This window comes from Halopelagius fulvigenes (genome assembly GCF_055398025.1).
This window is the reverse complement of the sequence record NZ_AP043846.1, coordinates 2,580,346-2,598,312: the sequence shown is the minus strand read 5'-3', so window position 1 is coordinate 2,598,312 and position 17,967 is coordinate 2,580,346. Positions and strand designations below refer to the sequence as shown.

General features: G+C 68.5%; 20 protein-coding genes. 11 read left to right on the top strand and 9 right to left on the bottom strand.

Annotation, left to right across the window (positions count from 1 at the left end):
• The first annotated feature begins 115 nt into the window (after positions 1 to 115).
• Positions 116 to 331, top strand: coding sequence for a DUF7576 family protein (locus ACZ522_RS18270; protein WP_379696283.1), 216 nt, complete (start codon positions 116 to 118; stop codon positions 329 to 331).
• A 7-nt stretch (positions 332 to 338) separates the two neighbouring features.
• Here ACZ522_RS18270 and ACZ522_RS18265 read toward each other — a convergent pair whose 3' ends face one another.
• From ACZ522_RS18265 to ACZ522_RS18255, 3 genes are all read right to left on the bottom strand, one after another.
• Positions 339 to 2,732: an ATP-dependent DNA helicase gene (locus tag ACZ522_RS18265; protein ID WP_379696286.1), complete on the bottom strand. Its 2,394-nt coding sequence runs from the start codon at positions 2,730 to 2,732 to the stop codon at positions 339 to 341.
• Positions 2,733 to 2,788: 56 nt separating this feature from the next.
• The gene (locus ACZ522_RS18260; RefSeq protein ID WP_379696290.1) at positions 2,789 to 3,238 is read right to left on the bottom strand and encodes an ArsR/SmtB family transcription factor; all 450 of its coding nucleotides are present in this window, start codon (positions 3,236 to 3,238) and stop codon (positions 2,789 to 2,791) included.
• 129 nt (positions 3,239 to 3,367) lie between these two features.
• Positions 3,368 to 4,543, bottom strand: coding sequence for an MFS transporter (locus ACZ522_RS18255; protein ID WP_379696293.1), 1,176 nt, complete (start codon positions 4,541 to 4,543; stop codon positions 3,368 to 3,370).
• Between the two features lie 108 nt (positions 4,544 to 4,651).
• Between ACZ522_RS18255 and ACZ522_RS18250 the strand changes: the two genes are divergently transcribed.
• Complete coding sequence (locus ACZ522_RS18250; RefSeq protein ID WP_379696296.1) at positions 4,652 to 4,852, top strand: hypothetical protein; 201 nt, start codon at positions 4,652 to 4,654, stop codon at positions 4,850 to 4,852.
• A 38-nt stretch (positions 4,853 to 4,890) separates the two neighbouring features.
• On the opposite strand, the gene ACZ522_RS18245 is transcribed toward ACZ522_RS18250, so the two are convergent.
• Positions 4,891 to 5,136: a hypothetical protein gene (locus tag ACZ522_RS18245; RefSeq protein ID WP_379696298.1), complete on the bottom strand. Its 246-nt coding sequence runs from the start codon at positions 5,134 to 5,136 to the stop codon at positions 4,891 to 4,893.
• A gap of 158 nt (positions 5,137 to 5,294) precedes the next feature.
• On the opposite strand from ACZ522_RS18245, the gene ACZ522_RS18240 reads away from it, so the two are divergent.
• Positions 5,295 to 6,728: an NAD(P)H-hydrate dehydratase gene (locus tag ACZ522_RS18240; protein WP_379696301.1), complete on the top strand. Its 1,434-nt coding sequence runs from the start codon at positions 5,295 to 5,297 to the stop codon at positions 6,726 to 6,728.
• Between the two features lie 23 nt (positions 6,729 to 6,751).
• A complete protein-coding gene (moaC, locus tag ACZ522_RS18235; RefSeq protein WP_379699846.1) occupies positions 6,752 to 7,258 on the top strand; it encodes a cyclic pyranopterin monophosphate synthase MoaC in 507 nt (168 codons plus the stop codon).
• Between the two features lie 24 nt (positions 7,259 to 7,282).
• Here moaC and hflX read toward each other — a convergent pair whose 3' ends face one another.
• Positions 7,283 to 8,611 carry a GTPase HflX gene (hflX, locus tag ACZ522_RS18230; RefSeq protein WP_379696303.1) on the bottom strand — a complete coding sequence of 443 codons (1,329 nt, stop codon included), beginning with the start codon at positions 8,609 to 8,611 and terminating at the stop codon, positions 7,283 to 7,285.
• A gap of 304 nt (positions 8,612 to 8,915) precedes the next feature.
• Here hflX and ACZ522_RS18225 point away from each other — a divergent pair, with 304 nt between their 5' ends.
• On the top strand, positions 8,916 to 9,248 hold the full coding sequence (locus ACZ522_RS18225; RefSeq protein WP_379696306.1) for an FUN14 domain-containing protein: 333 nt from the start codon (positions 8,916 to 8,918) through the stop codon (positions 9,246 to 9,248).
• A 102-nt stretch (positions 9,249 to 9,350) separates the two neighbouring features.
• Here the strand turns inward: ACZ522_RS18225 and ACZ522_RS18220 are convergent, their stop codons facing one another.
• Positions 9,351 to 10,076, bottom strand: coding sequence for a ribosome assembly factor SBDS (locus tag ACZ522_RS18220; RefSeq protein WP_379696309.1), 726 nt, complete (start codon positions 10,074 to 10,076; stop codon positions 9,351 to 9,353).
• Between the two features lie 118 nt (positions 10,077 to 10,194).
• On the opposite strand from ACZ522_RS18220, the gene ACZ522_RS18215 reads away from it, so the two are divergent.
• The 3 genes from ACZ522_RS18215 to ACZ522_RS18205 all read left to right on the top strand — a co-directional run bounded on the left by ACZ522_RS18215 (position 10,195) and on the right by ACZ522_RS18205 (position 11,850).
• On the top strand, positions 10,195 to 10,530 hold the full coding sequence (locus ACZ522_RS18215; protein ID WP_379696312.1) for a NifU family protein: 336 nt from the start codon (positions 10,195 to 10,197) through the stop codon (positions 10,528 to 10,530).
• 156 nt (positions 10,531 to 10,686) lie between these two features.
• The gene (locus tag ACZ522_RS18210) at positions 10,687 to 11,511 is read left to right on the top strand and encodes a hypothetical protein (RefSeq protein WP_379696315.1); all 825 of its coding nucleotides are present in this window, start codon (positions 10,687 to 10,689) and stop codon (positions 11,509 to 11,511) included.
• Positions 11,512 to 11,667: 156 nt separating this feature from the next.
• Positions 11,668 to 11,850: a hypothetical protein gene (locus ACZ522_RS18205; protein WP_379696318.1), complete on the top strand. Its 183-nt coding sequence runs from the start codon at positions 11,668 to 11,670 to the stop codon at positions 11,848 to 11,850.
• Between the two features lie 47 nt (positions 11,851 to 11,897).
• Here ACZ522_RS18205 and trxA read toward each other — a convergent pair whose 3' ends face one another.
• Together trxA and ACZ522_RS18195 are read right to left on the bottom strand one after the other, a co-directional pair.
• A complete protein-coding gene (trxA, locus tag ACZ522_RS18200; RefSeq protein ID WP_379696321.1) occupies positions 11,898 to 12,236 on the bottom strand; it encodes a thioredoxin in 339 nt (112 codons plus the stop codon).
• A gap of 127 nt (positions 12,237 to 12,363) precedes the next feature.
• Positions 12,364 to 13,026, bottom strand: a complete 663-nt coding sequence (locus ACZ522_RS18195) for a 2,5-diamino-6-(ribosylamino)-4(3H)-pyrimidinone 5'-phosphate reductase (protein ID WP_379696323.1) — start codon at positions 13,024 to 13,026, stop codon at positions 12,364 to 12,366.
• Between the two features lie 115 nt (positions 13,027 to 13,141).
• Between ACZ522_RS18195 and ACZ522_RS18190 the strand changes: the two genes are divergently transcribed.
• Positions 13,142 to 14,173 carry a glycosyltransferase family 4 protein gene (locus ACZ522_RS18190; RefSeq protein WP_379699849.1) on the top strand — a complete coding sequence of 344 codons (1,032 nt, stop codon included), beginning with the start codon at positions 13,142 to 13,144 and terminating at the stop codon, positions 14,171 to 14,173.
• A 45-nt stretch (positions 14,174 to 14,218) separates the two neighbouring features.
• On the opposite strand, the gene ACZ522_RS18185 is transcribed toward ACZ522_RS18190, so the two are convergent.
• Positions 14,219 to 14,635: a DUF7510 family protein gene (locus ACZ522_RS18185; RefSeq protein WP_379696326.1), complete on the bottom strand. Its 417-nt coding sequence runs from the start codon at positions 14,633 to 14,635 to the stop codon at positions 14,219 to 14,221.
• A 96-nt stretch (positions 14,636 to 14,731) separates the two neighbouring features.
• Here ACZ522_RS18185 and ACZ522_RS18180 point away from each other — a divergent pair, with 96 nt between their 5' ends.
• Complete coding sequence (locus tag ACZ522_RS18180; protein WP_379696329.1) at positions 14,732 to 16,003, top strand: Single-stranded DNA binding protein; 1,272 nt, start codon at positions 14,732 to 14,734, stop codon at positions 16,001 to 16,003.
• On the top strand, positions 16,000 to 17,967 hold the full coding sequence (locus ACZ522_RS18175) for a rpa-associated protein (RefSeq protein WP_379696332.1): 1,968 nt from the start codon (positions 16,000 to 16,002) through the stop codon (positions 17,965 to 17,967). Before ACZ522_RS18180 ends, ACZ522_RS18175 begins: the two co-directional genes overlap by 4 nt.

Here is a 17,967-nt window from a genome sequence, read left to right as displayed (position 1 = left end):
AACCGCCGCCCCGAGGCCGTTCGGGCCCAGACCGTTCGCGGTTCTCCGCCGGACGAGAGGCAAGTACCGCCGCCTGAGACGGAGTGAAGCGTCCCCGAGCGAACTCCCGAGAGCGATGGTGGACCCTACCTCGGACATCGGCGAAGACGCAGACGAGAGTACCGCGCAGGAGTGCGCCAACTGCGGCGAGAAGATACTGCAGTCGCCGACGCACCGGGTCGTCACGCGGGTCGAAGACGGCGAGGCGCGACACCGGCACTTCTGTTCCGACGAGTGTCGGGCGGCCTACGGCGAGTCGAGGTCGGAGTCGGACGAACCGACCGACGAGTAGGGGCGACTCACTCGACGGACGACCAGAACCGTTCGACGCCGAACCCGAGCATGTCGGGGCTGACCGGTTGGAACTCCTCGCGTTCCCCCGGCGGGAAGTACTCGCGGACGCCGTTCCACGACTCCCGGGCGTACCGCGCGTCCACGAACGCGCGGATGCCGACCTCGTCCGCCCCGCGGATGACGCGCCCGATGGCCTGCCGCGCCTTCCTGACCGCCGGGACGGTCAGGGCGGCTTCGAAGCCGTCGCCGAACTTCCGGTCGTACGCCGTCTTCAGCGCGCGCGTCCGCGGACTCGACGTGTTGATGATGGGGACGCCGCAGACGACGGCCGCCGAGAGGCGGTCGCCGCGGTAATCGACGCCCTCGGTGAGCGTTCCGCGGAGACTCGTCACCAGCACCTTCTCGTCGCCGCCGAAGAAGTCCGCCTTCAACCGCTCCGTCGCGCCGTCGTCGCTCGCTTCGTCCAGGAGGACGGGCTTGTCGAGGCGCGACTCCAACGCCCCGGCCATCCACTCCGCCTCGGCATAACTCGGCATCCCGACGAGGACGTTTCCGGGCGACTGGGCCACGTCTTCGACGGCGTCCACGTACGCCCGCCGCGTCTCGTTGTCCTCGCCCGGCGGGCCGCGGTTCTCGTAGGTGAACTTCGGCGCGTCCACGGCGAACGACGCGCGGTTCTCCGCCGGGAACGAGAGCCCGTACGTCCGTTCGACGACCGGCCGACCCGACGATTCGAGGGCGTTCAGTCCGGTCACCTCCCTGAACACGTCCAAGGGAGCCAGCGTCGCGGACATCAACACGCCGCCGCCGAACTCGCCGAGTCGTTCGGCGATGGCGTCGCCGGGGACGCAGTTGTGAAGCGCCAGGTGGGCGTTGTACGCGCGTCGCCACGAGTCCGGCCGCGCCGTCTCGTCCCACGTCCGGTCGAGCGTTATCTCCCGGAAGTACGTCTCGTGGTCCTGCCGCGCCCAGTTGGCGAGGGTTCGCCCGACCGGAAGCGACGCGCGCCGCCTGTCCTCCTCCTCGACTTCGTTCAGGATTCGGGCGACCACCGCGCCGACCGACTCCGCGCGGATCCACGTCCCCTCGTCGTAGCCCGCCTCCTCGGCCCACTCGGTTATCTCGTCCACCTCGGGCGTCTCGGGGTCTCTGAGCGGAATCTCGTCGTCGTCCAGTCGGGTGAGGTCCGCGCGCCAGTCGGGCGTCGTCCGGTCGAGGTGGGCTGTCACCCGCCGGTCGAGCTCCTCGCGCAGGTCCCGCAGGAAGTCGCGCGCCTCCTCCAACTCGCGGAGGGTCACGTCCGCGTCTTCGAGTTCGCCGCGGACGAGGTCGGCGTCCTCGACGCCCTTCCCGTCGTCGTCGAACGTCAGCGGTTGTACGACGCGCGTCAGTTCGTTCTCGGCGTCGCGAAGGGTAGCGTCGCCCACGCCGTCGCTGACGAGTTCGCGCACGCGCGGTTCGAGCATGTGCGCCTCGTCGCAGACGACGAACGTCGAATCGTCCACCAACGCGCCCGTGAACGACCCGACGGTCGTGGGGTCGAACGCGTGGTAGTAGTTGCCGACGACGACTTCGACGTGCGGGAGGACCGCCCCCATCGCGGAGTGGGGGCAGGTGCCGTACCCGGCGGCGAGGCGGACGAGTTCCTCCGTGTCCACCAAGCCGAGTTCGGTCACGTCGAACGGCACCGCCTCTATCGGGTCGCCGTCCTCCGGCAGGTCGTCCAAGAACGTCGCGTAGAACGGGCAGAACTCGGTTCCGTCGTACTCGCCCGTCTCGGGGAGGTACGGCGTCGGTTCGCCCGCCGTCTCCAGATACGTCGGTCCGCCGTCGCTCCCGGAGTCCAGTAGCCCCGTCTGGGCCGCCCCCGCCTCGCGGACGAGGGCGGAGGTGGAGGTGACTCCCCCATCGCCGGACGACGTCCGGCGGCCCGCCGGGGTTCCCCCGGCGACGTCGCCGACGAGGTTCCGCGTCCGTTCGCGCAGGCCCTCACAGCGGTCGTAGACGGTCTGGTCGTCGATGCCGGCGACGTTCTCCCTGCTGTAGGGGCAGACGTCCGCCTTCCCGACCATCGTGAGGCCGGAGACGGGTCGCCAGTCGTCGGGCAGGTTCTCGTTTATCGTCCGTAGGTCGGCCTCGAACTGGCGCAGTTGCTGTTTGACGCTCGTCAGGACGAGGACGCGTTCGTACTTCGAGTCGGGGTCCCGCACCCGGTCGATGCCCGCCGTCAACGCGAGCATCGTCTTCCCCGTTCCGCACGCGCCCTCGACGACGAGAAAACCGTCGTCGTCCGCCGCCTCGGCGGCGGCCTCGATGCCGTCGGCTTGCTCTTCGTACGCTTCCTGATGGCCGAAGACCGCCTGCCAACTCACGTTCGCCCCTCGCGCCCCCGTGGTCATATCGGTGTCGGTGACTGGCCCCGTCTCCCCACTTCAACGTTCGGCGGGGCGACCGGTCACTCCTCGCGCGGAGCGTCGGCGGGGGAGTCGGAATCGGATCCGGCGGACGGGAGGAACCCGAGGGCTTCGACGAACCGGTCGATTCGGTCGAGGAGCGTCGATCTGTCGTCCGTCCCGCCGACGCAGACGACGAACGCGTCGTCCGTCGGCGCGTACACCTTCATCTCGCGGCCCTTCACCGAGTAGCACGTGTCCGCGACGTGGACGAGGTCCGCGTCCCGGAGGTTGCCGAGGTGGTGGCGGACGTTCTGGACGGAGGTGTCCACAGCGTCGGCGAGTTCGGACGCCGTCGCCGGGTCCCGCTGGAGAGCGGAGAGCGTCGAACGGGCCGTCTCGGAGGAGAGAGAACAGATGAGCCGCTCCGCCTCGTCGTCGTCGAGCCAGAGCACGCGGAGGTCCTCGTCCGCTTTCGAGACGTCGATATCCGACGGAAGGAGAGTCGACATGTCGTCCGATTCATATCTCTTCATTGTAAGCATTTCGGAGGTGAACGGTGACGGAGGCGGCGCAGTACGTCGGTTACGCCTCTCGTGACCGTCCCGATCACTCGCCACTTGTCCGGTCACGGACCCTTTCTACGCCGGCGCGTCGCCCGCGCCGGGGAGTCGTCCGGAGAGATACAGCACCGTCAGGAGGGCGACGACGACGACGAGGAAGCCGGCGAACGCGCGGAACACCTCGTCGAACCCGTACCCCGCCCCCGTGAGGAAGCCGACGGCTCCGCTCCCGTTGGCCTCCAGAAGGAGCGACGCGCCGCTGAACACCGCGTAGGCGCTCCCGCGGACATCCTCGGGGAGCGTGCCGAGGAGCCACGCGTCCAGCGCCGGAAAGAGGCTGTGGATTGTGTAGCCGAGGATGGCGGTGACGAGGAGCACCGGCACGAACCCGCGCACGGCGGTCAGCGCGAACAGCGAAGCGACGTAGGCGGCCAGTATCGCGATGAGGTACGGGATGCGCGGGAGGCGGTCCGCGAGGCTCCCCGAGATCCAGAACGCCGGGACGCCCGCGGCGAAGACGACGGTGAGCATCGTGCTCGCGGCGTTCTGCGTGAACGACTTCGCCTGGACGAGGTAGGAGACGTAGAAGTTGAAGAGACCCTGCCAGACGAACCCGGCGGTGGCGACGATGAGCATCCCGGTGAGGATGAGTCGCCAGTGGCGAAGCGCGCCCGCGAAGTTACGGTCCGCGCCGGCTCCGGGCGTGCCGTCCATCTGCCGAACCGTCGCGTAGACGAGGAGCGTCACCACCGCGGCCCCCGCGGCGAGGACCCAGAACGTCGCCCGCCACGACGCGGTGGCGAGAAAGAGGACGGCCATCGGCGCGGCGGCGACGGCGGCGAGTTGCGAGGCGGTGCCGTGGATGCCGAGCGTCCGCCCGACGGCGTCCGGGTAGAGTTCGCCCACGAGGGGGACGGCGGCGACGAAGTACGCCCCGGAGGCGATGCCGATGGCGAACGCGCCGACTTGGAGCATCAGGATCGACGTCGCGGACGCCGCGAACGCCGCGGCGGCGGCGAGGAGAGCGCCGGTGGCGAGGACGACGCGGTGGCGCGGGACGCGCGTCAGCAGGTAGCCCACCGGGATGCGCGGCAACGCCGTGCCGACCCAGACGAGCGTCGTCACGACGCCGACCGTCGCGGGGCCGACGCCGAACTCCGACTGGAACGTCTCGACGAGCGGCGCGAACGCGGTTCGGCCGAGGTTGACGAGAAAGACCAGCCCGCAGAGCGTCCCGAACAGTCGTCGCGTCACGGCCCGCGATTCGTCCGACCCCGTGAGTAATGTTGCGAAAGCGGAAGCGGCGGGAGCGAGCGTCGAACCGACGAACGACCGAATACGCCCCGCACCGTACGCTCACGCATGAGAGACGTACGCCTCGGCAAGCACGGCGCGGTACTGCTCGCCGTCCTGTTCGTCGTCCTCCTCGCAGAGGACGCGCTCATCTGGCTCCGCGGCGGAGCCGTCCCCGGCATCGAGTTCTTCGCGGGGACGCTGGCGGTGCTGGCGGTCGTCGCCGTCGCGGTTTACGAGGCGAACCGCCACCCGCCGGTCGGTCGGTGAGCGGTCGAAAGAAGAGTCCGCGGCGGCGGTCGAGCCGATTACGACTGGAACGGCTCCTCGTCGCGGTGGTTGTCGACGTTCTCCTGGTCTTCGGCCTCCCGTTCGCGCATCTCGTCTTCCTCGTCCGGTTCCTCCTCCTCCTCCCTCTCGGCGTCCACCTCGTCGGACTCCTCCGGGGACGACGCTCCGGCGTCGCCGCCGCCTTCGACCGACACGCCGTGGCCCTCCTCGTCTTCGACGTCCGGGTCGCGGTCGGTGACGTCCGCCTCGGTTTCGTCGGACATGGTCGAATCGACGGGCGACGCGCGGTTAGGTGTGGCGGCCATCCGACGCTCGACGCGGACGTCAGGGAGCTCGGACTGCGGGACCGCGCCGCGACGCCGCCGGACCCGCGCTCCGCGCGACACCCCCTTTTACCACGCCGCCGACCGAACGGTCGAGCATGATATCGAGCGAGCGAATGGCCGCGGTGGACGAGAACGCCGACGCCCTCGGCGTCCCGCGGAAACAGCTCATGGAGTCGAGCGGAAACGCCGTCGCGCGGGCGGTGCGCCGCGTCGCGGACCCCGACTCCTCGGTGGCTATCGTCGCGGGGCGCGGCAACAACGGCGGCGACGCGTTCGTCGCGGCCCGGTTTCTGGACGAGTACGACCCGACCGTCCACCTCCTCGGCCGCCCCGAAACGATTTCGACGGACATCGCCCGCAAGAACTGGGAGGCACTCGTCGCCGCGGAGTACGACGCGCGGACGGTGACCGACTCGAAATCGCTCGAACTCGGCGACCCGGACGTGGTCGTAGACGCCATGCTCGGCACGGGCGTCACCGGCGAACTCCGGGAACCGGAGGCGACGGCCGCCGAGGCCATCGACGCCCTCGACGCGACCGTCGTCTCGGTGGACGTGCCCTCGGGCCTCGACGCCGACACCGGCGAACGGGCCGACTCGGCCGTCTCCGCGGACCACGTCGTCACCTTCCACGACGAGAAGCCCGGCCTGACGGAACTCGACGCGGAGGTGACCGTCGCAGACATCGGCATCCCGGCGGCCGCGGAACTGTTCGTCGGGCCGGGCGACCTGCGCTCCGTCCGTCGGGGCGTCCGCGGCGGCGACTCGCGCGTGTTCGTCATCGGCGGCGGCCCGTACACGGGCGCGCCCGCCCTCGCCGGGCAGGCCGCCCTCCGCGCGGGGGCCTCCCTCTCGTTCGTCGCCGCGCCGGAGAAGGTAGCCGGGCAGATACAGGGCTACGCGGAGGACCTCATCGTGCAGGACTACGCGGGCGACCACCTCACCCCCGACCAAGTGGACGGCCTCGTGCAGACGGCCCACGACTACGACGACGTGGTGGTCATCGGTCCGGGCCTCGGCGACGACGACGAGACGTTGGAGGCCGCGCGGCGGTTCCTCGACGCGTTCGAGGGCGAGGCGGTGGTGGACGCCGACGCCCTCCCCGTCGTGTCGGAGGTGGACACCGACGCCACCCTCGTCTGCACGCCGAACCGAAAGGAACTGGCCAAGATGGGCGGCCCCGACGTCGAGGGGCCGTTGCGCGACGCCCGCGACGACATCGCCTCGTTCGCGGCCGACATCGGCCACGTCGTCGTGGCGAAGGCGGCGGAGGACGTGGTCACGGACGGCGAGCGAACGCGAATCGTCCGCGCGGGCACGCCCGCGATGGCCGTGGGCGGCACTGGCGACACCCTCGCGGGGGTGATAGCGGGCCTCCTCGGCACGCAGGACTCGTTCGACGCGGCGTGCGCCGGCCCGTTCGTCAACGGCCTCGCGGGCGAACGCCTCGACGCGGAACGCGGCGACGGCCTCCTCGCGTCGGACCTCCTGGACGCCATCCCGCGAGCGCTCTGGGGTGACGAGCGGTGAGCGACGAGGAGAGGGTCGACGCGATGCCCGACGAGGACGAGAGCGACGCGGAGGGCGACGACCTGACGCACGTCGACGAGGCGGGGAACGTCCAGATGGTGGACGTGGGGGAGAAACCGGACTCGCAGCGGCGCGCCGTCGCCCGCGGCACCGTCCGCCTCACCGAATCAACCGTCGAAGCCGTCCGCGACGACGAAATCGGGAAGGGCGACGTGCTGGCGACGGCCCGAATCGGCGCGATTCAGGCGGTCAAACACACGTGGGAGACGATTCCCATGTGCCACCAGATACCCATCACGAACGTCGAGACGGAGTTCGACGTGGGGGAGGCGGAGGTGACTCTCTCCGTCGCCGTCGAGACGACGGGCAAGACCGGGTGCGAGATGGAGGCGCTCGAAGGCGTCACCACCGGTCTGAACGTCGTCTGGGACATGGTGAAGGCGGCGGAGAAAGACGACGACGGCCAGTATCCGGACACGAGAATCGACGACGTGCGCGTCGTCTCGAAGGAGAAGCGGACGCCGGAGTAGCGCGCCCGAATCCCCCGGGTTCGACTACGGCGAATCGACGACGCCGTCGGTCTCCGCGCCGCGCCGGAGGTTCGCCGCCTTCGACCGGGCTTTCTCCACGATGGCCGGTTGGGCCTTGAACTCCAGGAACACCTGCTGGCCCTCGTACTCCTCCGCTTCGACGTGGCCGTGGTCGTGGACCCACGAGACGAGGCTCATCGCGTCGTCGTTCATCGGGAGGAGCAGACGCTCCTCTTCCCACGGCGGCAGTTCGTGTTCGATTCGGTCGCAGAGTTCCTCGACGTTCTCGCCGGTGAGACCGGAGACGACCACCGGGTTCGGCGCGAGTGCGCTGAGCGCGTTCGTCTTCTCTTCGAGTTCGCCCTCGTCGAGCTTGTCGCACTTGTTCAGCACCGTCACGATGGGCGCTTCGTTTCGCTCGTACAGCGTGTCGTGGCAGGTGACGAGTTTCTCGCGCATCTCCTCGACCGGTTCGGAGGCGTCCACGACGAGGAGGACGAGGTCCGCGCGGTAGACGGAGTCGAGCGTGGACTTGAACGACTCGACCAACCAGTGCGGGAGGTCCGAGATGAACCCGACCGTGTCGGTCAGGAGGACGTTCCGCGTCCCCGTGTCCGCGCGGCGCGTCGTCGTCCCGAGCGTCGTGAACAGGCGGTCCTCGGACTCGGCGGTCGTCTCCAAGTCGGGGTGCAACTCGTCGTTCTGCCCGACTTCGAGGTCCTCGGCGAGTCGTTGCATCAGCGTGGACTTCCCGGCGTTCGTGTACCCCGCGAGGGCCACGAGGTCGAACCCGGACTCGCGGCGTTGCTCCCTGCGGGTCTCCTCCTTGTCGGCGATGGAGTCGAGTTCGCGCTTGATGCGGGAAATCTGCGCTTTGATGTCCTGTTCGCGCGACTGGTCGTACTCGCCGAGACCCATGAACCCCGGCCGTTCGTCGCGTTTCGCCAGCGACGCCTTCGCCTCCGCGCGCGGCAGTTCGTACCGGAGTTCCGCGAGTTCGACCTGCAACTGTGCCTTGCGCGTGTTCGCTCGCTGGCCGAATATCTCCAGGATGAGCGTGAAGCGGTCGACGACTTCCGTCCCCTCGGGGAGTTTCGCCCCGATGTTGAACGTCTGGTACGGGCCGAGTCGGTTATCGACGATGACCGCCGCGGCGTCCGTCTCGGCCATGAGCGTCGCCAACTCCTCGACTTTGCCCTCGCCGAAGTGGAACGCGGCGTCCTCCTCCCGACTCTGCGTGAGTTCGCCGACCACGTCGTACCCGGCGGCGCGCGCGAGGTCGGTAATCTCGGTCAAGTCGGCCGTCCCGGAGTCCACCCGCTTTGCGACGACGGCTCTCGTTCCGTGACTCATCTGACCACCCGGCCGGCCGTCCGGGACCCGACCGTGGTCGGTAATCTTGCATGCACGGTTCGGTTCGAACGTTGGGTATCGACGCACTTGAACCCTCCTCGGGCACCGTCGAGCGAACGGAGAGACGAGATGTTACCTCGGCACCTCCGTTGAGGACGCACCGTGGCATACGCTAACCATGGGCTCGAATTGGGCATCGATCGCCTTGTATGTTCCCGCCCGTCGGTCGCTCGTCTGACAGATTGGGATTCCGAACGGTCACGTTCCCACAAACGACTTATACTGAGACGCGCGAGAGTGCCCTATGTCCGACCCGTTGCAACTGTCGCTCGACCCGACCGCTCTCGGCATCGACTTCGGAAGCGGTGCCGTCATCGGCGGCGTCATCGGCTTCGCGGCGAAGAAGATAGCGAAGTTGGTCGCCGTCATCGTCGGCGTCGAACTCGCCGTGTTCAAGTTCCTCGAATCGCGGGGGATCCTCACCGTGGACTGGGAACGCCTCTCGGCGGGACTGGTCTCGAAGACGCAGGACGCCGCGGCGGGGACGCCCCCGGATTGGCTCTCCAGTCTCCTCTCTACGCTGTCCATCTCGGCGGGGTTCACCGGCGGCTTCCTCGTCGGCTTCAAGAAGGGATAGTCCGCGCTGCGCCCCGGTTACCCGATGCGCTCTCGGTTCGAACCGGCACGTCGGCGCGACGACGAACACGGAAGCGGGCCGCCCGCGTCCGACGTGTTTCGACTACCGCGTCTTCAGGTCGTCTTTGTCCTTGACGATTCGCGTCTCCGCCTCGCCGGAGGTCATGTCGTTGACCATGTCGAAGAAGTCGTTCTGCATCCCGGCGGGGAACGTGACGACGCCGACCCACGACCCGTCGTTCTGCCACTCCTCGCGGTCCAAGGAGCCGTACTCGCGGACCTTCGCCTGCGTCTTTCCGGCGTACTCCGGGGGAATCTGGACGGCGATGGTCACCTCGTCGAACCGGATGGGGATGACCGGCCGCAGGGCGTCGAGGGCGTCGTCCACCTGCGATTCGACCTTCTCCATCGGATCGACCTTGAATCCGGCCTCCTCTAAGGCGCGTTCGATGCGTTCCGGCGGGTGGGGCGCGTTGTCCATCTGCGGGTTGACCGCGTTCCGCGTGATGCGGTTGATGAGTTGCTTCCGCTTTTGCTCCTGCATCTCGCGGCGTTGCTCGGCGGTGATCTGTATCTCGCCGCGCTTGACGACCTCCGGGATGATCTCCATGGGGTCGGTCGTCCCGAACACCTCCTCCAAGTCGTTCTCGGCGGGCCTGTCGCCGCGGGACGCGTCCTCGAACACGTCCTCGGCGGCGATGACGTCCTCTAACTCCCCCTCGAACTCGCCGCGTTTGATGTCGAGGGCCGCGTCGGGGTCGATGAGTACCTCGAACCGTTCGCCGTGAGATTCGAGTCGGGCGGTGACCGCCTCGTCGAGTGATATCATACGGATAGATACTCCTCCCGAATTAAAAAGCCCTCCCCGATTCGACCGCAGGGCGGCGGCGACGTCCGCGACGGCCGGGGAGGGAAACGCTATATCGCCCGACGCCCTCCCCACCGCTATGAGTACCGAATCGCCGTCCGACGCCCCCGAAAATGACCTCGAAGAGCGCATCGAACGGTTCATGCGGCGGAACTTCCCCCAGATTCAGATGCACGGCGGGGACGCCGGCATCGAGGCCATCGACGAGGACGCCGGCGAGGTGTGGATTTCGCTCACCGGCGCGTGTTCGGGGTGCGGCATCTCGCCGATGACCATCCAAGCGCTGAAGTCGCGGATGGTCGCCGAGTTCGAGGAGGTGTCGGAAGTCCACGCCTCCACCGGCGACCCGTTCGACTACGAGGCCGACGCCGAGAGCGACCCCTTCGAGCGAAGTCGCTCCGACGCGCCGTTCTGACCCGAGGAACCGTCGGACTCGCCGACCCTCTCGCGCTTCGATAGAAACGTACCGCGTCTGCCACTTTGAGGCGTCGGTTCGATAACTCGCCGAGTTGCGCGTCCGTCCGCCGCGTGTGGAACTAGTTATTTATGTATTCCGCGTATCACTTCAGGCATGATAGATGATAACGCTGGACACGGAACGGCGGCCGGGAACGCAGGAGGGGTGACGCGGCGTACCGTCCTCCGAACCGTCGCCGTCGGCGGCGGGGCGGTGGCGAGTGGAGGCGTCGTCGGGGCGACCCGGCGAACGGCGCAGTCGCCGATGCACACGCTGATGATCGCGGCGAACGGTCCGGCCGAGTACTCCGTCACCGTCGACGGCGAACTCGAACCTGACACGGAGGGCGGCGCGTTCGCGGCCGACGACGACGACGAGATTCGACCGGTGGAACGGGAGGACGTCGCCGAGATACGCGACGAGGTGACCGGACCGCGCGAAGAGTCGGCGGGCGGTACTGCCTACTACGGCGACCGCTTCCGGGCGCAGATTCCGGTGGCGTTGGACATCCGTCCGCAGGGCGACTACGACGTCAACGTGTACGTGAACGAGCGTCGCGTCGGCGGCGCGGAGGTCACCACCGCCGAACCCGCGTCCGGGTGGGACGGACCGTTCTCGCTCATGGTGACGGCGAACGGGCCGACTACCTACTCGTGTCGATTTCACGAGGCCGACCCCGCACTCGATACCGACGCCGGCACGTTCTCGGCCGACGCCGACGACGCGGTGACGAGGAACTCCGACGGGACGCTGACGGCCGCCGACGAAACCGGCGCGCGGCCCGAGGACGCCGGCGGGTTGCACGTCCTCGGCGACCGGTACCTGTTCTCGGGGCGCGTGGAGGCGTTCGAGGTGAACTCTGCCCCCGATACGGACGTGTTCGTCTACGTGGACGAACGCGACACCACCCCCGCGCGCGTGCGGACCAACGCGTTCTGAGAGGGATCTGTCGCTCGTCGTGCGTCCTCTCGGACGGCCGCTCCGGGCCTCCCTCGACACCGTAGGCGGCGTCTACCGTCGCGTACGCGCTGCGAACCGGTCGTATATGCGACGTTTACTTATGTCCCCTCGCGGGGACGCTCGGACCGACGAGAGATGACACGGAGTCGATCACGGTCCGAAGAAGGGTCGAACGAAGGCGTAACCGCGCAGTACTACCACGTCGTCTGCCACGACTGTCGGGTAGAGTCGCTCGAAGTGGACGCGGAGGACGCCCGCAACATGGCGGACCGGCACGACGAGAAGACCGGCCACAGCGTCACCGTCGGCCGCCTGTGAGGGCCGGTCCTCCGAGGCGGCGGTGACGAATCGACGGGAGAAGGCGCTCAGTTCGAGAGCTGGTCGATTATCTCGACGAGGTCGTCTTTGTCCTGCACGCCGATGACCTGCTTGGCCTGGTCGCCGTTGTGGTAGAACTGGAGCGTCGGCACCGAGCGGATTCCCTGCTCTTGGGCGAGTTCCTGCAGTTCGTCGATGTCCACCTTCAGGACGGCGGCGTCCGTCTCCTCGGCTATCTCCTCGACCGTCGGTTCGAGCATCTTGCACGGACCGCACCAGTCCGCGTAGTAGTCGACGAGAACGACGTCGTTGTCCGAGACGAGTTCGTCGAGGTGTTCCGCGCTCTCGACGTGGACGGGCGAGCCAGTAGATTCCGGTGTGCTCATACCACGTCTTACAGCCGGGACCGCCTTAACTATTGAGCGTCTCTGTTCGGCGTCCGCACGACCGCTCGGTCGAGGCCCCCGTCGGGGGACCGACGCGTCCCCGCCGCGCCTCACCGTTCGGTCGCCCCTACTCCACGTCGTACGAGAGCAGAACGCCGTCGTCCAGGCGTTCCACCTCGCGCAGCGAGAGGGTCGGAAACCCCTCGACGAACCCCTCACCGTCGGCCAGCGTCGGCGCGTCGCGCCCGCCGACGACCATCGACCCGACGTAGACGCGCAGTTCGTCCGCCGCGCCCTCCTCGAACAGCGAGAAGATGACCTCGCCGCCGCCTTCCACCATCACCGACTCGACGCCGCAGGATTCGAGCGACCGGAACGCCTCCGAGAGGGAGACGCGTTCCTCGCCCGTGACGATGACCGTCGCCCCCGCCGATTCGAGCGCCTCGATTCGGTTCTCGGGGGCGGCCTCCGAGACGAGGACGTACGTCTCCGCCGCCTCGTCGAGGATGCGAGCGTCCGTCGGCGTCCGTCCGCGGGAGTCCGCGACGACGCGGACCGGATTCGCCGGGCGGCCCTCGGCCTGTCGGGCCGCCCGAAGCGACTGCCCGTCCACGGTGAGGTGGGGGTCGTCCGCGAGGACGGTCCCGATACCGACGAGGACGGCGTCGTTCTCCGCGCGGACGCGGTCCACGCGGGCGAAGTCCTCCTCGCCGCTTATCTCCACCTGTTCGCGCCGCCTGTTCGAGAGTTTCCCGTCCACGCTCGCGGCGGCGTTGACGACGACGTGCATGCGCGAACGTGGGTGCGGTCGGCGTATTCGACTTTCGGTCGCGGAGACGCCGAACGGTCACGAATTATATAAGCCACCGTGTCATTGTGGCGCACGTATGTCGCCGAAGATTCTGATGCTCGGATGGGGGTTCCCTCCGAACGTGAGTGGCGGACTCGACACGCACGTCGGAGAGTTGTTCGACGGCCTGCAAGCGAGGGGAACCGACATCGAGTTGGTGCTCCCCGCCGAGTACGCGCCGGAGGACCGCGACGGAATCATCGGCGTTCCGACCGGCGACGGCGACATCATCACCCGCATCGGTCAGCTCAGTTCGACCTTCGCGGAACGCGCCGAGGACGCCGACATCGTCCACACGCACGACTGGTTCGGCTACGGTCCGGGTTCGCGCGCGAAGTCCAACGACGACGCGGACGTGGAGTGGGTGACGACGTTCCACTCGCTCTCCTCGGATCGGAACATCGACCCGCCGAAGCGGGAAGTCGAGACGGAACGCCGCGTCGTCGAACGCTGCGACCACTTGCTGGCGGTGAGCGAACTGCTGGCGAACAAGGTGAACGAGGAGTACGGGCGGAAACCGGAGGTCATCTACAACGGCTTCTCCACCGTCGAGACGACCGGCCGCGACCTGAAGGAGGAACTCGGCATCGACGGCCACATGGTGTTCTTCGTCGGGCGACACACCGACCAGAAGGGTATCGCACATCTCGTCTACGCACTCGACAAACTCCGCCGCGACGACGTGACCCTCGTGATGGGCGGGTCCGGCCACCTGACGGACCAACTGAAGCGGTTCGCGGAACTGCTGGGCGTCGAGGACCGAATCGAGTGGGTCGGCTACGTCCCCGAGGAGGAACTCGGCGACTACTACGCCTCGGCGGACCTGTTCGTCTCGCCCTCGCTTTCGGAACCGTTCGGCATCACCATCGTCGAAGCCCTCTCGGTGGGCACGCGCGTCGTCGCCACCGAGAGCGGTGCCGCGGAGGTGTTACCGGAGGACTGCGTCATCGAGGTGGACCCCAACTCCCAGTCCATCGCCGAGGGCATCGAGTACGGCCTCTCCTTGGAGGGGCCGCCGGAGTACGAACCGCTGACGTGGGACGAGGTGGTGGACCAGACCATCGAGTTCTACGAGCGAATCGCCTGAGCGAACGGCCGCAGAGTCTCTTCTCTCGTACCCGTCGCCGCCGAACTACCGCAGGACGCGAACGTCCGTCGCGGGTTCGGGGTGGCGGATGCGGTAGCCGTCCGCCGTCGGGACGAGGCCCTCGCTGGGGAGACTCTGCCGCGCGGGTTGGTACGGGCTGTCGGAGTCCGCCGACTGGTACGGGCTGTCGGAACTCACCGACTGGTAGGGACTGTCCGACTCCGCAGACTGGTACGGGCTGTCCGAACGCACCGACTGGTACGGGCTGTCGTCGGACTCCCGCGGGTTCCGACGGAAGTCCTCGGGGGGTAGGTAGATGCGCTCTCCCGACTCCGAACGGACGACCACCGCGGTGTCCCTGTCGCCGCGCATCGTTATCTCCGTCGTTCCGTCCTCGATGGTGACGCTGAACGTGACGGACTCCTCGTCGTCCTCGTCGCCCTCGTCTGGTGACGCTGCCATACGTTGTCGGGTGTCGGCCCCGCCACTTAGCAGTTCGTGCCGCGGGACCCCCGCGCCGGAAACCCTTTTTACGGTACGAGAGCGAATCTCGATACGATGGACGTAGACGACCATGCCGAGGAACTCGCCTCCACCCTCGGCGTAGACAAAGCGGAGGTCAAATCCGACCTACAGAACCTGTTAGAGTACAGCGTCCCGATAGACGAGGCGAAACAGAGCGTCCGGCGCAAGCACGGCGGCGGCGACGGCGGCGGGAGTTCGCCCGCCTCGAAGGACGTGGCGGACATCACCACCGAGGACGGCAACGTCACCGTCACCGTGCGCGTGTTGACCGTCGGCCGACGCTCGATTCGCTATCAGGGCGAAGAACAGACCATCCGAGAGGGCGAACTCGCCGACGAGACGGGGAAGATATCCTACACCGCGTGGGAGGACTTCGGCTTCGAACCCGGCGACTCCGTCACCGTCGGCAACGCCGGCGTCCGCGAGTGGGACGGCGAACCGGAACTCAACCTCGGTTCCAGTTCCACCGTCGCCGTCGAGACGACGCCCGTCGAGACGCCGTACGAGGTGGGCGGCGAAACCGACCTCGTGGACGTCCGCGCGGGTGACCGCGGTCGGACGGTCGAAGTCCGCGTCCTCGAATCCGAGGAACGGACCATCGACGGCCGCGACGGCGAGACGCTCATCCGGTCGGGCGTCGTCGCCGACGAGACGGGCCGCCTCCCCTTCACCGACTGGGGCGCGCGGCCCGACCTGCGGGATGGCGCGACCCTGCGGTTCGAGGACGTGTACGTCCGCGAGTTCCGCGGCGTCCCCCAGATCAACCTCTCGGAGTTCACCACCGTCACGCCGTTGGGCCGCGACGTCGAGGTCAACGAGTCGGCCCCGCGGATGCGAATCGGCGAGGCCGTCGGGTCCGGCGGGATGTTCGACGTGGAGGTGACCGGCAACCTGCTGGAAGTCCGCGACGGGTCCGGCCTCATCGAACGCTGCCCCGACTGCGGGCGCGTCCTCCAGAACGGCCAGTGTCGCTCCCACGGCGACGTGGACGGCGAGGACGACATGCGCGTGAAGGCCATCCTCGACGACGGCACCGGCACCGTCACCGTCGTCTTAGACCGCGACCTGACGGAGACGCTGTACGGCGGCACGATGGAGGAGGCGATGGAACAGGCCCGCGAGGCGATGGACAAGGAAGTCGTCGCCGACGACATCCGCGACACCGTCGTCGGGCGGGAGTTCCGCGTCCGCGGCAACCTCTCGGTGGACGACTACGGCGCGAACCTCGAAGCCACGGAGTTCGAGGAGACGGAGGACGACCCGGCCGACCGCGCCGCCGCCCTCCGCGAGGAGGTGGGCGCATGAGCGTCGTCGAGAACCGCCGCGAGGTGGCTCACCGGATGTTCGCAGCCGAGTTCGACGACGCGTCGTTCTCCTACTCGGAGGGCGACGAGGAACGCGCGCCGAACTACGTCGTGACGCCGACCGGCGCGCGGGTGAACCGCCTGTTCGCCGTCGGCGTCCTCACGGAGATAGAGAACGTCAACGAGGAGGTCCTCCGCGGCCGCGTCGTGGATCCCTCCGGCGCGTTCGTCACCTACGCCGGGCAGTACCAACCCGAGGCGATGGCGTTCCTCGATCAAGCCTCTCCGCCCGCGTTCGTCTCCCTGACGGGGAAGGCGCGGACGTACGAACCGGAGGATTCGGACCGCGTGTTCACCTCGGTTCGCCCCGAGAGCATCAATGACGTGGACGCCGACACGCGCGACCGGTGGGTCGTCTCTGCGGCGGAGGCCACCCTCGAACGCGTGGCGACGTTCGCCGAGGCGTTGGAGATGGACGAACGCGGCGACGACCTGCGCCGCGCCCTCGAAGCCCGCGGCGTCGAATCGACGCTGGCGACGGGCATCCCGATGGCCATCGAACACTACGGGACGACCGAACACTACCTCGAAGCGGTCCGACGCCTCGCGGTCGAGGCGTTGGAACTCGTCTCGGGCGACGTGGACTCCGTCGGGCCCCTCGACGTCGCGCCCGGCGACGACGGGCCGAACACGCTGGGTCCGCTTCCGGACATCGACATCGGCGAGTACTCGCCCGTCGAAACCGCGGCGGAGGCGACGACGCCCGACGAGGAGGCGACGTCCGCCGAGGGTGCGGCCTCCGACGAGGAACCGGAACCAGACGCCGACGACGTGACCGCCACGGATCCGACGACCGACGACGTGACCCCCGACGAGGGAACGGTCGAGTCCACCGTCGAGGACACCGAGGGACTGGCGGGCGAGGACGCCGTCTCCGCCGACGACGTGGCGACGGCCGACGAGTCGGCCGCGGACGTGCGGACGGCCGACGAAGGGACGGAGACGGACGAGACGGCCGCCGACTCGACGGACGCCGATTCGCTACCCTCCGACGTCGACGAGACGCAGAGCGTCTCGTCCGCAAACCGGAATGCGGAGCGTTCCGGTGACGTCGACGCGGACGAGGTGTCCCCCACGGACCCGACGGCGGGCGACGGCCCCGAGTCCACCCCCGAACCGGTCCCCGACGCGGGCGATGCCGGCGACGAGACTGAGGACACCACCGAACGGACGCCGGAACCCGCCGGCGACGCGGCGTCGGTCCTCGAATCCGACGACGCGCCGGCCGACCCCGAACCGGTCCCCTCCGAGTCGGACTCGACGGACGACCTGGGCGACTTCGGGGCGGACGAACCGGCCGCGGAGACCGAACCCGAGACCGAGGCGACGGACGACTTGGGCGACTTCGGCGACGACGCCTCGCCCACCGGCGAGTCCGACGAACTGGCGTCGAACGGGACCGACGCCGACTCGGCGACGACCGACGAGATGTACGAGATGGACGAGGAGGAACGCCGGCAGGTCGAAGAGGAGTTCGGCACGGAGTTCTCCACCGGCGCGGAGGTCGATTCGCCCGGCGAGGCCGACATCGACGTGCCGGACGTCGACGAGGTGTCGGAGTCCGGCCCGGCGTCCGGCGGCGTGGACGCCGAAGAGGCGACGAACGAGTCCGAGTCCGTCGAGACGGCGGAACCCGACGCCGACGAGGCGGAGGCGGCGGAGACCGATTCGGACGCCGACGAGGCCGAGGAAGAGGCCGACCTCGAAGACGTGGACCTCGAAGACGCCGCCGTCGAGGTGATGTCGGACCTCGACGACGGCGACGGCGCGGACCGAGAGGAAGTCGTCGCCGCCGTCGTGGACCGGTACGGCGCGGACCCCGGCGACGTGGAGGACGCCATCGAGGACGCGTTGATGGGCGGGAAGTGCTACGAACCCGCCGAGGGTACGCTGAAGTCCATCTGA